At 35.5% G+C, this 13,059-nt stretch carries 18 protein-coding genes; 9 read left to right on the top strand and 9 right to left on the bottom strand.

Annotated elements, in window-relative coordinates; translation table 11 throughout:
* Positions 1–35: 35 nt before the first annotated feature.
* The gene (locus C6988_RS06885) at positions 36–2,153 is read left to right on the top strand and encodes a PKD domain-containing protein (protein ID WP_182134319.1); all 2,118 of its coding nucleotides are present in this window, start codon (positions 36–38) and stop codon (positions 2,151–2,153) included.
* Between the two features lie 27 nt (positions 2,154–2,180).
* Here the strand turns inward: C6988_RS06885 and C6988_RS06880 are convergent, their stop codons facing one another.
* Positions 2,181–2,594, bottom strand: coding sequence for a hypothetical protein (locus C6988_RS06880; protein WP_182134318.1), 414 nt, complete (start codon positions 2,592–2,594; stop codon positions 2,181–2,183).
* Positions 2,595–2,720: 126 nt separating this feature from the next.
* Here C6988_RS06880 and C6988_RS06875 point away from each other — a divergent pair, with 126 nt between their 5' ends.
* Positions 2,721–3,968, top strand: coding sequence for an NRAMP family divalent metal transporter (locus C6988_RS06875; RefSeq protein ID WP_182134317.1), 1,248 nt, complete (start codon positions 2,721–2,723; stop codon positions 3,966–3,968).
* Here the strand turns inward: C6988_RS06875 and C6988_RS06870 are convergent.
* Positions 3,965–4,312, bottom strand: a complete 348-nt coding sequence (locus tag C6988_RS06870; protein ID WP_182134316.1) for a hypothetical protein — start codon at positions 4,310–4,312, stop codon at positions 3,965–3,967. The two genes, C6988_RS06875 and C6988_RS06870, sit on opposite strands and share 4 nt — an antisense overlap.
* Before the next feature lie 108 nt (positions 4,313–4,420).
* Between C6988_RS06870 and C6988_RS06865 the strand changes: the two genes are divergently transcribed.
* A complete protein-coding gene (locus C6988_RS06865) occupies positions 4,421–4,828 on the top strand; it encodes a response regulator (protein WP_182134638.1) in 408 nt (135 codons plus the stop codon).
* On the opposite strand, the gene C6988_RS06860 is transcribed toward C6988_RS06865, so the two are convergent.
* Positions 4,829–5,269, bottom strand: a complete 441-nt coding sequence (locus C6988_RS06860) for an SRPBCC family protein (RefSeq protein WP_182134315.1) — start codon at positions 5,267–5,269, stop codon at positions 4,829–4,831.
* 80 nt (positions 5,270–5,349) lie between these two features.
* On the opposite strand from C6988_RS06860, the gene C6988_RS06855 reads away from it, so the two are divergent.
* From C6988_RS06855 to C6988_RS06840, 4 genes are read left to right on the top strand one after another with little or no spacing between them, the layout of a single operon-like run.
* On the top strand, positions 5,350–6,630 hold the full coding sequence (locus tag C6988_RS06855; RefSeq protein WP_182134314.1) for an exonuclease SbcC: 1,281 nt from the start codon (positions 5,350–5,352) through the stop codon (positions 6,628–6,630).
* 9 nt (positions 6,631–6,639) lie between these two features.
* Positions 6,640–7,038 carry a Mov34/MPN/PAD-1 family protein gene (locus C6988_RS06850; protein ID WP_182134313.1) on the top strand — a complete coding sequence of 133 codons (399 nt, stop codon included), beginning with the start codon at positions 6,640–6,642 and terminating at the stop codon, positions 7,036–7,038.
* Between the two features lie 54 nt (positions 7,039–7,092).
* Complete coding sequence (locus C6988_RS06845) at positions 7,093–7,410, top strand: hypothetical protein (protein ID WP_255464347.1); 318 nt, start codon at positions 7,093–7,095, stop codon at positions 7,408–7,410.
* A gap of 9 nt (positions 7,411–7,419) precedes the next feature.
* Complete coding sequence (locus tag C6988_RS06840) at positions 7,420–7,737, top strand: hypothetical protein (protein WP_182134312.1); 318 nt, start codon at positions 7,420–7,422, stop codon at positions 7,735–7,737.
* 2 nt (positions 7,738–7,739) lie between these two features.
* Here C6988_RS06840 and C6988_RS06835 read toward each other — a convergent pair whose 3' ends face one another.
* The 4 genes from C6988_RS06835 to C6988_RS06820 all read right to left on the bottom strand — a co-directional run bounded on the left by C6988_RS06835 (position 7,740) and on the right by C6988_RS06820 (position 11,035).
* Complete coding sequence (locus tag C6988_RS06835) at positions 7,740–9,110, bottom strand: ABC transporter permease (protein WP_182134311.1); 1,371 nt, start codon at positions 9,108–9,110, stop codon at positions 7,740–7,742.
* Positions 9,107–10,153, bottom strand: a complete 1,047-nt coding sequence (locus tag C6988_RS06830) for an ABC transporter permease (RefSeq protein WP_255464447.1) — start codon at positions 10,151–10,153, stop codon at positions 9,107–9,109. The genes C6988_RS06835 and C6988_RS06830 overlap by 4 nt, the downstream gene beginning before the upstream one ends.
* Before the next feature lie 73 nt (positions 10,154–10,226).
* Entirely contained in the window at positions 10,227–10,592 is a 366-nt protein-coding gene (locus C6988_RS06825; RefSeq protein ID WP_182134310.1) for a response regulator transcription factor, read from the bottom strand.
* Positions 10,593–10,606: 14 nt separating this feature from the next.
* Positions 10,607–11,035, bottom strand: a complete 429-nt coding sequence (locus C6988_RS06820) for a PIN domain-containing protein (RefSeq protein ID WP_182134309.1) — start codon at positions 11,033–11,035, stop codon at positions 10,607–10,609.
* Between the two features lie 100 nt (positions 11,036–11,135).
* Between C6988_RS06820 and C6988_RS06815 the strand changes: the two genes are divergently transcribed.
* The gene (locus C6988_RS06815) at positions 11,136–11,978 is read left to right on the top strand and encodes a hypothetical protein (RefSeq protein WP_182134308.1); all 843 of its coding nucleotides are present in this window, start codon (positions 11,136–11,138) and stop codon (positions 11,976–11,978) included.
* A gap of 3 nt (positions 11,979–11,981) precedes the next feature.
* Here the strand turns inward: C6988_RS06815 and C6988_RS06810 are convergent, their stop codons facing one another.
* On the bottom strand, positions 11,982–12,260 hold the full coding sequence (locus C6988_RS06810) for a hypothetical protein (RefSeq protein WP_182134307.1): 279 nt from the start codon (positions 12,258–12,260) through the stop codon (positions 11,982–11,984).
* Between the two features lie 200 nt (positions 12,261–12,460).
* Here C6988_RS06810 and C6988_RS06805 point away from each other — a divergent pair, with 200 nt between their 5' ends.
* A complete protein-coding gene (locus C6988_RS06805; protein ID WP_182134306.1) occupies positions 12,461–12,706 on the top strand; it encodes a hypothetical protein in 246 nt (81 codons plus the stop codon).
* 2 nt (positions 12,707–12,708) lie between these two features.
* On the opposite strand, the gene C6988_RS06800 is transcribed toward C6988_RS06805, so the two are convergent.
* Positions 12,709–13,041, bottom strand: a complete 333-nt coding sequence (locus tag C6988_RS06800; protein WP_182134305.1) for an arsenate reductase family protein — start codon at positions 13,039–13,041, stop codon at positions 12,709–12,711.
* Positions 13,042–13,059 lie beyond the last annotated feature (18 nt).

Genomic DNA, 13,059 nt, shown 5'->3' with positions numbered 1-13,059 from the left:
TTTATTTACCTATATTTCCATCGATTCTACAGACAATGAAGAGCGAATCTAGATATGCGTTGCTTTCAGTTTTGATTGCACTTTCATTATTAATTGGATATTCAGAGTTTGCATATGCTCAACAAATTGAGCGAATTGAAGTGGTAGAAAACAAGATGGTTACCCTACTTGGAGAGGGATTCGATGAGGATGCAGAAGACCTGACATTCAAATGGGAACAGATTGGTGGAGAGACTGTAAATCTTTCATCATATACCACTGCCAATCCAATGTTTATGGCCCCTGATGTAAAAAACGGACAAATCAAAGTTTTAACATTTCAACTAACTGTCACTGATACTCAAAACGCCAAAAGTACTGCAACCGTCGAAGTAGTTGTTAATCCAGTTAATCATGCTCCTGTAGTTGATGCTGGACGTGATCAACTAATCTCTGATACAGTAACTGTTGTAACATTTGTAAGCAGTGTGATTGACCCTGATGGTGATGATTTAAAATACAAATGGGAACAAATTTCTGGTGATCCAATTACTTTACACACTACTAATGAAAGATTTCTTACTTTAACTCCAAATGATCTTAAAACAAAAATCACAGCACCTGTAACATTTCGATTAACAGTTACAGATGGTTATGGGGGAGAAGGAAGTGATATCGTTTATCTTCGTCCATATGAAGGCATACTACGAAATGACAAAATTCAGATTGATGCAGGACCATTACAAACTGTAACTTCTGGTGAAACAGTTACTTTGCAAGGTTCTGGAACTACTGCAAACAATGCTCCTATCAGCTACACTTGGGTACAATTAACCGGTCCTGGCGTTAGACTTAGCTCAATTGGAGAAGCAAATGTTGATTTTGTTGCTCCTCACCTTTCTGATAACAGAGAAAGATTGTTGGTTTTCCAACTTACTGGATATTCCCCATCAAATGGATGGGCATCTGATTTAGCAATGGTAAAAGTCCTTCCAAAGAATGCATCACCAATTGCTGATGCAGGTGATGATATCTCTGTTAGACAACGAAGTCTAGTTGAATTATCTGGAACTGGAATGGATCCTGATAATGATAGAATAAAGTTCTCATGGACACAAAAGTCAGGAATGAAGATGGAGTATTATGAGCGCTCTCCTCAAATTATTTACTTTTTCACACCGCTGATTGATACAAAATCAATTGATGCTGTATTTGAATTCAAAGTCACTGATCAGTTTGGAAACACTGGAACAGATGATGTTGTGGTAACAATTACTCGTGCAAACAATCCTCCATACGTTGATGCAGGCTCTGACCGTAAAGTCACTGGTGAGACAAGTGTATCAATTAATGGATATGCATTTGATACCGATAATGATCCAATAACCGTAACTTGGACCCAAGTTGGAGGTGAAGCAGTAAAAATTACCTCTGATGGAACCGAGCTAAGCTTTATGGCGCCTAAAGTTGCATCAAATGAATCAAAAAGATTGGTATTCCAACTTTCTGCAGTTGACTCTGAGGGTGCAAGAACCGCTGATCAAATGATTGTATATGTATCCCCTGAAAACAGCGCACCTGTAGTCAGAGTTGGGGCAGATGTATCTACTGATGAAAATTCCCCTGTTACCCTAACATGTACTGCAACTGACATTGATGGAGATGATTTGCAAATAAACTGGTCTTCTAATGGTAACATAGCATTGGGTGATCCTAGCAAACGTGTAATTTCATTTAATGCTCCAAATGTTGTAGTGGATACAAAAATTACTTTGACATGCAGCGCATCTGATGGAAGACTATCTGGTTCTGATTCTCTAGTGCTTTCTGTCGTTAATCTAATGAATAACAACATTGTTGCAGATGCAGGTCCTGATAGAATAGTCAATGAAAAAGTAAAGGTTGTCCTTGATGGTAGTAATAGCCATGATCCAGAGGGTGAGACCTTGACATATGCATGGAAACAAATCTCTGGTGAGGAAGTAAAACTGACTTCTCCATCTTCTGCAAAGGCATCATTTACCAGCCCAACTGTAGCAAATGGTCAAACAAAGACATTGGTCTTTGAGCTTCGAGTCTTTGATGAATTTGGAAGAAAAGCAAGTGATACTGTCACTATAACAGTTGATCCAATAAACTCTCCACCAGAAGCAAAAGCAAGTGCTATACAATAATTTTATCTTAGATTTTTTCTTTGATTACTAATTAGGATCTATTGTATCTAGTATATCGTTTTTCCAAATAATGTGTGACTTGTAGAGTTTTGGATTATAATTTGGGTTATCTGCTATGCAATTCATGCTTTTCAGATTCTCCTTAATTCCAGATTTGTCTATGTTTACTTCTTCACCTATCAAGAACATGTATGCTTGCCACTCGTGACATTCCTTGACACTTTTTTTCATAGTTGCATATGCTAGGTGTAATGTTGAAAGATACAGTTTTTCATCTTCAGATAAATCACTTCCTGCATCATATTCTTTTTTTAAGCGTTCAAAATAGATCATGCCGTTTTGTGTTAAAACAAAGTCAAATAGCTCTGAGTACTGGTCAATAGGAACAGGATAATACGGATTGCTTTGAATCTTCATCATAAAATCAATGTGATTTTTCATGGTAATGTGTGAGCAAAACTATTGAAATTCTTCCTAGTCTAAAATTATCCACAACATGGGGCTAAAATTCCTATGATTGGCTAGCATTAGCCTGATATACTTTCATTTTTCACTCATGAAATGTAATTGAGGGAAAAATACAGTCGTCTCTTAAAGACACTTGGACCTGGAATTCTATTTGCAAGCACTGCAATTGGGGTGTCCCATCTAATTCAATCTACGAGGGCTGGGGCAGAATATGGTTTTTTATTGTTGGGTATTGTACTGATAGTAAATCTACTAAAGTATCCTTTCTTTGAGTATGGGTCTCGTTATGCAAATGTCACTGGCACTAGCATAATTGATGGCTACAAAAGATTAGGACAAAAAGCATTGATGCTTTATTTTTTTATTACAATCGGTTCGATGTTTTTTGTAACTGCTGCAGTAGGGTTTGTCACTGCAGGGTTTTTGGAAAATTTATTTCAAATAGAGTTTCTTGGGGCATATCCGATAATAATTTTATTTGCAGTGTGTGTGACAATTCTAAGCGTTGGTAAATATCGAACATTAGATGGTTTGATCAAGATAATTGGCTCTGTATTGGTGGTATCAACTGTTATTGCATTTATACTAGTTTTGATAAACGGACCGATAAAACCTGAGGAGGGATTTATCGCAAAGGAGATCTGGTCACAGTCTGGAATATTTTTCTTGATTGCATTGATGGGTTGGATGCCTACTGCAATTGATCTTTCCAGTTGGAATAGCTTGTGGACTTTGGAGAGAATTAAACAGACTAATTTTAAACCAACACTAAAAGAGACATTATTTGAATTTCGAATAGGTTACATCATTACAGCAGTACTAGCTGTATTTTTTGTAACTTTGGGCTCTTTCATATTTTATGGGACAACTGAAGATTTGCCAAATGATAACTCCATGTTTGCTCATAAAGTCGTGACTTTATACACTACAACAATTGGGGAATGGAGCTATATCATTATCGCAGCTTCTGCATTTAGCGTAATGTTTGGTACCATAATTGCGGTTTTAGATGGTTACTCTCGCTCCCTTCACAGAACAGTCACACTACTTTGGAATCCTTCAGGCACTAGTTTCCAAAGATACTATGTTTTTTTCATTCTAATCTTGACTGTGGGCTCTCTAGTTGTGGTATTTCAATTCCAAGATAATTTGAAACTACTAGTTGATTTTGCAACTACATTATCATTTTTGATAGCACCTGTAATTGCAATCTTTAACTTTAAGCTAGTTACTGGAAAGTACCTCTCAAAGGATTCTCAGCCGCCATTGTGGTTAAAAATTCTCAGTTATGCAGGAATAGTTTTTCTTATTGGATTTGCAGCCGTTTTTGTCATGACTCGCTTTTAGTTGGGTTTTTCAGAATCATCTTTTCCAGTTTGCTTGTCATGACCTGGACCTACCATGTCTTCTGGTTTTACATCTTGGTCCCATCTTCCTTTGACCCCCTTTATCAAAAACACAACTCCAGTAACTAAAACTCCAATCACTCCTGCTAGAAACAATCCTTTGTCCTGAGTCTTTATTCCACAATCAACTTGTACAGGTGGTTTATCTTCAAAATATTCAAAACATTCTCCAAACTCTTCTGCCTCAATTGATACAAAGAAGAATTGGTTTCCAAAGATGCTTAGTATCATAAATCCTGCAAAGATGAATCCGACTCCAATTAAAGTAAATCTGGTATCGCTCACAGGTTGATTTCTTCATAATCATATTTACAGTTTGAGTGTGTAATTGTGTTGTTCACACTAGACATACTGATACTAATAGACTCAAAATTTGGCCAAAAATTGAGTAATATGGGATTAAGAATTCTAGTTGCAGAAGATAACAAATTTACTGCAATGCAGTATCAAAAGATATTAGAAAACAATGGGCATACTGTAATAATTACTAGTGATGGTAATGAATGTGTAAAAAAATATGCTGATGCATTGACAAATTCTGAATTTGACTCTATAGACTCACACCCATTTGACCTTGTATTGTTAGATCATAACATGCCAAAAAAAAGTGGCACAAAGGCAGCCAAAGAAATTCTTTCAAAGAAACCAAATCAAAAAATATTATTTGCATCAGGATACCTTCGAAGCCTAATTGAGGATCAAACTGGTGAAAAATTACTAGGAAAACTAGACGTTATTGAAAAGCCATTTTCATTAAACATGCTATTGCGAAAGATAGACAGTATGTCTAGAAAAAAATAGCTATTCTAAAGAACTCTTTAAATTTTTTAATGAATTTTGGTAAAAACCACTTAGGAATTTTATAAAATCTGAAAATTCTTTTCTTGTCATCTTTTCACTATTAAAATACGATTGCCACGTTATTTTTTGGGAATTTTTTCCACTTTGCTCCATGGATATTGTTGCATGATAAGCACGAAGTGGCAATCCGCTTACTGCAATATATGAAAAATACTCGTTGCTTTTCCAGCCAACTATGTGCTCCTCTACGATATCTCCATTATCGAAGAAAATTTTCCTAATGGAACCGACGTCTCGTTTTTTCGTTGACAAGTAAATAGTACGTTTTTGTCCTTCAAGCCAGTCCAGTCCAACGATATTTGAAATTTTTTTCCAAACTTTGTGTTTTGATACTTTGATTGTAACTGTTTTTTTGACTGTCCCGGTGTAGTATTCCTTCATACTTTTCCTGATTCACTAGATGACCATTTAAATTTTCAATCACTCTAACACATTTATCGGACATGTGAATAATAACAAAAATGGTCTTTGGTTGGGGAAAAAAGAAGAGTGAGAATCAAGTAAAAGTTGAACCAAAACAACAACAAATTACCGTAGAACAGATTCCAAGTATCGTTGATGATATCAAAGAAATTCGAAGAAAGACTCTGATTGCTGAAATAAACAACTTTGGTGCAAAGATTAATCCTAATTTGGAGGAATTAATCAAAATTGCCAAAGAATTGGAAAAAGATGACTTGAATGTGGATGATATTGATAAGCATCTCAAGGTTCTAGTAGTTAGAGGAAAAAAACTAGTAATATCTACGATTAAAAACGAAGCCAATAAGAAATTCTCAAAAATTGACTCTTATGATGATGCAGTGACTCTTGGCAATGATGTATCTCATGCATTAAAAAAAATGGGTGATGTTTTAGGTAGGCAATCTCGTGTCATACACATATTTGCAAAAAAATATGCTGACAAACTGAAAAACATTCTATCCGTTCTAAATTCTGACAACTCTGAGATACAAACAATACTACAAAATTTTACCCAAATAGATTCCAGCAGAAACGACATCTTAGATTACATCAAAAAATTAGAAGAAGAAAAGTCTTTAATCGAAGAAAAGAAGCATCGTATTTCTGAACTCTCTGAAACTCTACTTCAAACCAAAAAATCCCATGAAGAAGTGAACAATAACATAAAACAACTCAGATCCAGTCCAGAATACAAAAAATATCTAGATATTAATGCAAAAATTGACGAATTTAAAACCACTAAGCATGATATCAAAAATGAAATCGACTTGCAATTCACAAAGATTTCTAGGCCTTTGGGAAAGTATCAGTATGTATCTTCATTGGATAAGGATAAGCGTAACCTCTTGGATAAGTTACTTCATGACCCCTTTGATGTACTTACATCTGAGAACAAGTCTGCTTTAATTGAGATTATTCAGTCTGTAAGAAAGGCAGTTATTTCTGAATCTATATCGGTTAAGGATGTACAAAAATCACTTACCTATCTTGATGAGACCACCGAGATGCTTGATGGATACATCAAGCAGATTTTTGAATACAATACAAAATTAACCGATTTGGAATCTATGCTTGATGTTTTTGATTCAAAAAAACTAAAGGAGCAAGAACATGCCTTACAAAAACATGTTGAGAATATAGAAGATCTAGAATCAAGAATTAGATCCTTGGAATCTGAAGTTAAGGAACTAAATGACTCTAGACCTAGAATTATTTCTCAAATACAGCAGAGATTAGATGGAATCTCTGCCATACGTTATTCTATTGCCTCAGAGTAGTATCAGAATATGATTTTTAAAAAATCAAATTTTGAGCGACGCGTTTCACTAAAAACCGATGTACGCGATGGAATTCTTTCTTATTGTAAAATGAAGCATCCAAATGAAGGAATTTTAATTCTTAAAGGAAAATCTAAAAATGGAAACATAATGATTGATGGCTTGGTTATTCCTCCTTTTTCACACGGGGGCCCAACATTTGCTGGATTTCCACATTCATTCTTGCCTTTTGATACTAGCTATGTTGGAACTGTACATTCGCACCCAACTGGTCCTGCAAAGCCATCAGTAACTGATTTGCATAATTTCTTTGGATTAGTATCTATGATTGTAAAATCCCCCTATGAGGATGATGATATTTTGGCATGGGATAGTAAAGGAAACTCAATTCCAATATCCATAGTCTAAGTAGACAAAAAACTGACAAAACCTTATATGGTATTTTAAAGAAATTACAATGATTTGTTCAATTATAAGACATATTTGATTTTCCTGTTTGCATCTCTAGCAGTAAGCATAGGCTTACAATTACTTCTTCCTCCTCCATATGGCTTGGTCGCTGCAATTGCAATCTTTATTGCATTTCCATTAATGCTTAGACGTCGATACATGAGCCGATTTAGAGGCTATGGTGGCTCTGGAACTGGCGCTGGAGGATTCTTTGGCATGAATTCTAATGCTGGTTCTGCTGTAAAGTATGTCTGTCTTGTTTGCAACAATCGTTACAAGGGTGGAGAATGTCCACGCTGTGGCTCCAAGATGAAGCGTGCAGATTTCTAAATTACAAAGATGACCTTAGAAGAACTACGCAAGAAAGCAATTTATCAAAATTCAATTGATACCTGGATTGTTGCATGTGAAGAAAAAGACATAGACTGGTATGAGACTGAAAATTATAAAAAATTCATTGACTATCTTACAAAGAACAAACTAAACATGAAAAAATTTCCTTTATGTATTAAAGAATCTGGTGGAATGCATGAGCGAGGAAAAGACAAGACAAAATTTGCAGAGGTTTTATCTGAATCAGAAGATCCTAATGCTGCAGCATACACTCTCAAATTAAATGATGCAACACTAGACATCATAAGAAAATTCTCTCTCTAGTTTTACTGCTTTTTTAATTTTGGATTAACTATTGCATCTAATGCATTTCCTATGAATACAAATGCAAGACCTGTAATTGCAATCATTATCCCTGGTGGCATTATCCACCACCAAAGTCCCCTTGCAGCAGCACCAAATGTGTTTGCATCATGAAGAATCTGGCCCCATGTTGGAAAACTGGGGTCTCCCAACCCCAAAAAACTCAGACCTGCTTCAGTAGTTATTGCGGCTGGAACCGAAATTGCAATACTTGCAAAGGCGTATGGTAGCAACTGAGGTAAGATGTGTTTTAGAATGATCTTTGAGTTTTTTTGCCCCATCATCTTTGCTGCCTCAACATATCCTTTTGTCTTGATTTGTAGTGCCATACTTCTAGAAACTTTGGCGACTCCTACCCATCCAAAGATCATCAAAAAACCAATCATCAAAAATATGCTGTTGCTAATCGTTACTGCCAGTATGATTAGGAATGGAAGAGCAGGAAGTGCATATATGATATCATTAAATCTCATCATTGATTCATCGACAAACTTTCCTTTGTATCCTGCATAGATTCCATATAGTAATCCCATGATGACAGAGCCTATTGCAACTACAATTCCAATGAACAATGCAAGGGGTGTTCCCCAAAGCAGGCCTATTGCCAGGTCACGTCTTAGCTCATCAGTGCCCATAATTCCAAATGCTTTTCCTCCTATGATCAAACTAGAGCTTTGAATTTTACTCTCGGAATTGGCAGAAAACATCTTTACTACAAATACGTAATCTCCCTTTAGAATTTCATGATTCATTTGGTTTGAAAATACAATATCTTCTGCAGACAATTTTGCAGATTCAAAATTGAATTTATGAGATTGCAATAGCAAATTCTTCTTTACTGCTTCATCCGTTGAAAAAATTCTTTCATTATGTATGACAGATGATTCTGAATTTGGAAGTGATGTTGAAATCAAATCTAAACTAAGGCCGTCTGGTCTCACTACTATAATATCAATTAATGGAGAACCAACATAATCTGCTGTAAACTCATAGATGAAATCATTTGGGAAATCATCAAATGAATAATTAAATTTGAACTGTTCTGTGTAAACGTACAGGTCTCCAGCAATTTGATTCTCAGATGCGGTCTCTTGTAAAATTCTATGTTCTGGAATCTTTTCAGATTGAAAATTATTCACCCATGCTGGAACTGAGGTTTTAGGATAAGTGAGCCAACTGCTAGGATTATTCCATTCTTTAAAAGTATCAAGTGGAATTGTAATTATTGCCATTACTGAAATCAAAACAAGAATTGCTAGTATTCCAATTCCAGCTATGCCCAACTTACTATGTAGTAATTCATGTCGTATCTCATTGGTAGTTACATTGCTCATGATGTTCTCACCCTTGGATCAAAGTAACCATACAGTACATCTGCAACAAATATGCTAATCAAAAAAAAGACAGTCAGAACATACGTTGCACCGATAATCACTGGTAGGTCCATAACTGTAATTGCCTCAAAGTACAGTCTTCCCATTCCCGGCCAATCAAACACAGCTTCTGTGATGATTGCTCCGCCTAGAGAGCCTGAAAGGCTTAGTGCAAGAATGGTAACTATTGGAGGTGCTGCGTTTTTTAATGCATGTCGATATATGATCTTTTTTTGATTAATCCCCATAGTTTTTTTTGCTGCAATGAAATCCTCTTGCATAATTCCTACCATAAAGTTTCTAACAAGATATGCCCAAGAACCAAACCCAATTAGTACAATTGTAATTAATGGCAAAGCCATATGGTATAGCAAAGCTGCAAAATAACCTGGGTCTGTAGGTGATATTGATGGTGTTGCCCTAGCTGGGAAGATCTGATACACAAATGCAAACAAAAAGATCATCAACATTCCTATCCACCAAACAGGAAAACTTGAACTAATAATGGCAAAACTTGATGTTAACCTGTCTATCTTTGAGCCAACTTTACTACTTGATACTGCCCCAAGAAAAATCCCTATTACTGAAATAATTATTGTTGCTGTGGTAAACAGCAGAATTGTCCGTGGAAGTTTCTCCAATATGATGTCCTTGACATCTGATGAGCCTGAATCACTTGTCAGAAAAGTGGCATGACCAAAATCTAATGTTAAGATCTTAAACATTGTCAGACCAATTCTTTGTGGAGCATACCACGGTTCATCTAATCCCAAAGTTTTGACTCTCTGTTTGATTTGGTCCTGAACAAAACTCTCAAACTCTTCTGCATTAGAAAAACTCTTTACGATTTCGGGATTTTCTGTAATTTCTGCTCTTACTTGAAACACTACTCCTTGAGTCAAAATGGTGTCCATGTTAGAGCCTACTAGTGCCACTGTTAGCAGCAGCGTTGCCATTAGGACCCCAAACATGGTGACTAGTCGTGTTGAGACGTATCGCTTTATTCCCACAAAAATCGGATAGAAACTTGACTTATATTATTACAGGTAAATTTTGTTAATTATACAAATGATTTTTCTAATTTGTAACTAGAATTTTTTTAGATTTTTGAAATTGGATCTGACTAAGAAGCCTAACCATGGCAAATGGCTTTTCTATGATCTCTTGCGTTACTCTGGATATGCCAGGGGCATCCATATTCATGTATGGTGATAAAAATAAAATTTTTTGTTCTGGATTTTTTTCCAGAATTTGATCCTCCAACCTTTTATTCTCTACAAAGATTGACTTTTCTAGTATGACACAGTCAAAATCCTCTACTTCAAATGTCTTCATGCATTCTGTTTCATCTTGTACGATAGAGGCCTGATACTGTTTTTGCTCAAAGAACTTTTGGTACATTTTTGCCACTCTTTCATTTGGTTCTAGAACAAGAAACTTCATCATCCTTCTCCTTATTACCACCATCTGATGAAATTTCTTGGCAAAAATGCTTGAATTCCTTCCTGTTTTGCAGTATCCAACAAACCTTTGTCTAAACTTACTAGAGCAGAGCCTGTGACTTTGGCAGTTGCCAAAATCAGATTATCTGGATATGCACATGTTGTATATTTTCCAGAAATTTTTTCTGATTCTGTTTTTATCTCCTCTGTTTGATCCATTGTGATTGGATGTCTGTGATACTCGTAAACCTTGTCTAAAACTTGAATTGGAGTTGTCCCGGTGATTTTATTTATCTCTCCTAATACTGATTCTGGAATCACCATTCGTGATTTGTGTTTCTTGATTCTTTTTGCAATTGGTTTTAGTGAACGTCCTTCTTGAAATTCTTTAAGAATTACATCTGAATCAATCACTACTGGTTGTCCAAAATTTGCTTGTGACATGAGAATGAGACAATTTTATCTATAAAAGCGGTTTTGAAGACTTTGTATCATGTTACAATTTGTCACAATTCGTTAAATACGCTAAGTTAAGGGGGTTTATGTGGCAAGTGGAGAGGCCAACTTAACGTTATCTGAAAGATTAGAATCTGCAATCACTAAACTAGGTTTTTGGTATAGAATTACAATTATCTTTGTAATTGTTGGACTAGTATCGCTTTCTGGAATCATCTCTGCATCTCAAATTTACTTTCATCAGGAGATAGGTCAGCATGGCCACATTGAAGAAATCTACCTTTCCGATGAGGATGTGACCCTTCTTGCATTTATCCCATATTCTGAAGAGATCTTTCCAGCCGATGGTATAGTTACACTGTATATGACCCAAATTTGGCTTATGGTTGGCAACGGTATTGTTATTGGTCTTTTGTCATTTCTTTTTCTCTGGGTTACATACAGAGGCCATTCTCACAGAAAAGAATTTGAATCAATAGAGAGGCAATTTATCCGGCAATCATATCTTGTAAATTTTGAGACATCAATTCCTGAAGGAGAAACAAGAGTTGAAAAAATTCTGAATCAATCCTCGCTAGTATTTCCTGCACTAAAAGAGCTTCAAAGAGGAGAATATGCAAATTCAATGCGTGTTCGTAAAGATGTATCTGTTGGTTCTGAACAAGTTGATGCAGTTGTTTCTACAAAGAAAGGCGATTTTATCGTAAAGTTTTACGATAAACGAGTCACTTTTGATGATTTGAATTCATTATGCTCTGCATTGGCAAAGGGACGCTCTAGAGTTTTTCGTGTACTGTGCATTGCAAAAGATTTTGATGATGATTTACAATCAAACAAATTAGTTGACCTGATGGATTCTATTCCAAAATACTTTAAGCTTGATCTTATCTTTGAAGAAGAACAAGGCTATTCTATGCTTTGGATTGACTAGGCTCTAAACTCCCTTTGGATCCTGTAATCCTAAAACAAATCTGATGTCTGGATCAAAATCTATGCATTTTCTAAATGATGATTTTCCTTTGTCAGTAATTCTGTATTCAAATTTTGCTTTTGGATTTTCACTATCTCTGACTTCGACAAATCCTTTGGCGATAAATGAATCAATGATTTTTTTTAATCTGTCTCTGTTTAGGTCTGAACCCGGCGTTCCTGTTGTAATCTGTCTTAGATTCAACCACGTTCCTATTTTATTCATGTATCCTAAGATACTCAAATTTGTATCCCCCGGTGTTTGGTTAAACCTACGTTCTACTGCCAGTGTTCTCCCCTCTCCGATTATCTTGGATTTTAAATAACTATTTTAGAATGTCTCTGATCTTGGATCAGTTTTTTTCATTTAGAAAAACTAGAAAAAATAATTCTTTCCATAATTACCATAACAATAATTACTAAATGCGTTATTAGTATCTCAAAATGAGTGCAAATACTATACGAAAAGCAAAGAAATTGGTAGAAAGTGGAGGCGTTGTAAAAATAGATGATGATCTCTATCAGATAAAGTCCTCAAGCGATCCAGAAAAATCATACGTTGTTACATCTGATTCTTGTGAATGTCCTGGCTTCAAAAATTTTTACAAATTTCACCATGGAAAAGGAATCAAGGCAAATTGCTCTCATCTTGAAGCTGTACGAATATTTCTAAAAGAAAACAGCGAGTAATTCTAGATTTTTTTGGGATCAACCTTGCCAATGTGGGCCTTGTTTTTAGTAATGATTATGGGTCTTTGAATCAATCCTGGGTATTTTATCATAAATTTGATGATTTGAGATTCAGAGTAGTTTTTCTGCTCAAAATTCAGCTCTTTGAACATCTTGTCTCTCTTTCTAATTATTTCTGAGGGTTTCTTTCCAGCTAGTTTTAGGATTTTTTTTAGTTCTGATTCTGAAAGTGGCTCTTTGAAAAAGTCTCGCTTTTGTAGGTCAACTTTCATTCTATCTAATTGTGATATGGTCTTTTTGCAAGTAATGCAGGAATCTTTGTGAAGAATCTTCATTATTGATTTGTTTTAAGA

It is taken from the genome of Nitrosopumilus sp. b1 (assembly GCF_014078545.1).
Lineage (GTDB): Archaea > Thermoproteota > Nitrososphaeria > Nitrososphaerales > Nitrosopumilaceae > PXYB01.
The sequence above is the reverse complement of the archived record's forward strand: the minus strand, read 5'-3'. Positions and strand labels throughout refer to the sequence as shown.

Coding starts and splice junctions, on each gene's coding strand:
- C6988_RS06825 (WP_182134310.1), bottom strand. CDS start 10,592: ATGAAGTTTCTTGTTCTAGAACCAAATGAAAGAGTGGCAAAAATGTAC.
- C6988_RS06860 (WP_182134315.1), bottom strand. CDS start 5,269: ATGAAGGAATACTACACCGGGACAGTCAAAAAAACAGTTACAATCAAA.
- C6988_RS06805 (WP_182134306.1), top strand. CDS start 12,461: ATGAGTGCAAATACTATACGAAAAGCAAAGAAATTGGTAGAAAGTGGA.
- C6988_RS06855 (WP_182134314.1), top strand. CDS start 5,350: ATGGTCTTTGGTTGGGGAAAAAAGAAGAGTGAGAATCAAGTAAAAGTT.
- C6988_RS06820 (WP_182134309.1), bottom strand. CDS start 11,035: ATGTCACAAGCAAATTTTGGACAACCAGTAGTGATTGATTCAGATGTA.
- C6988_RS06880 (WP_182134318.1), bottom strand. CDS start 2,594: ATGAAAAATCACATTGATTTTATGATGAAGATTCAAAGCAATCCGTAT.
- C6988_RS06850 (WP_182134313.1), top strand. CDS start 6,640: ATGATTTTTAAAAAATCAAATTTTGAGCGACGCGTTTCACTAAAAACC.
- C6988_RS06885 (WP_182134319.1), top strand. CDS start 36: ATGAAGAGCGAATCTAGATATGCGTTGCTTTCAGTTTTGATTGCACTT.
- C6988_RS06865 (WP_182134638.1), top strand. CDS start 4,421: ATGGGATTAAGAATTCTAGTTGCAGAAGATAACAAATTTACTGCAATG.
- C6988_RS06835 (WP_182134311.1), bottom strand. CDS start 9,110: ATGAGCAATGTAACTACCAATGAGATACGACATGAATTACTACATAGT.
- C6988_RS06840 (WP_182134312.1), top strand. CDS start 7,420: ATGACCTTAGAAGAACTACGCAAGAAAGCAATTTATCAAAATTCAATT.
- C6988_RS06800 (WP_182134305.1), bottom strand. CDS start 13,041: ATGAAGATTCTTCACAAAGATTCCTGCATTACTTGCAAAAAGACCATA.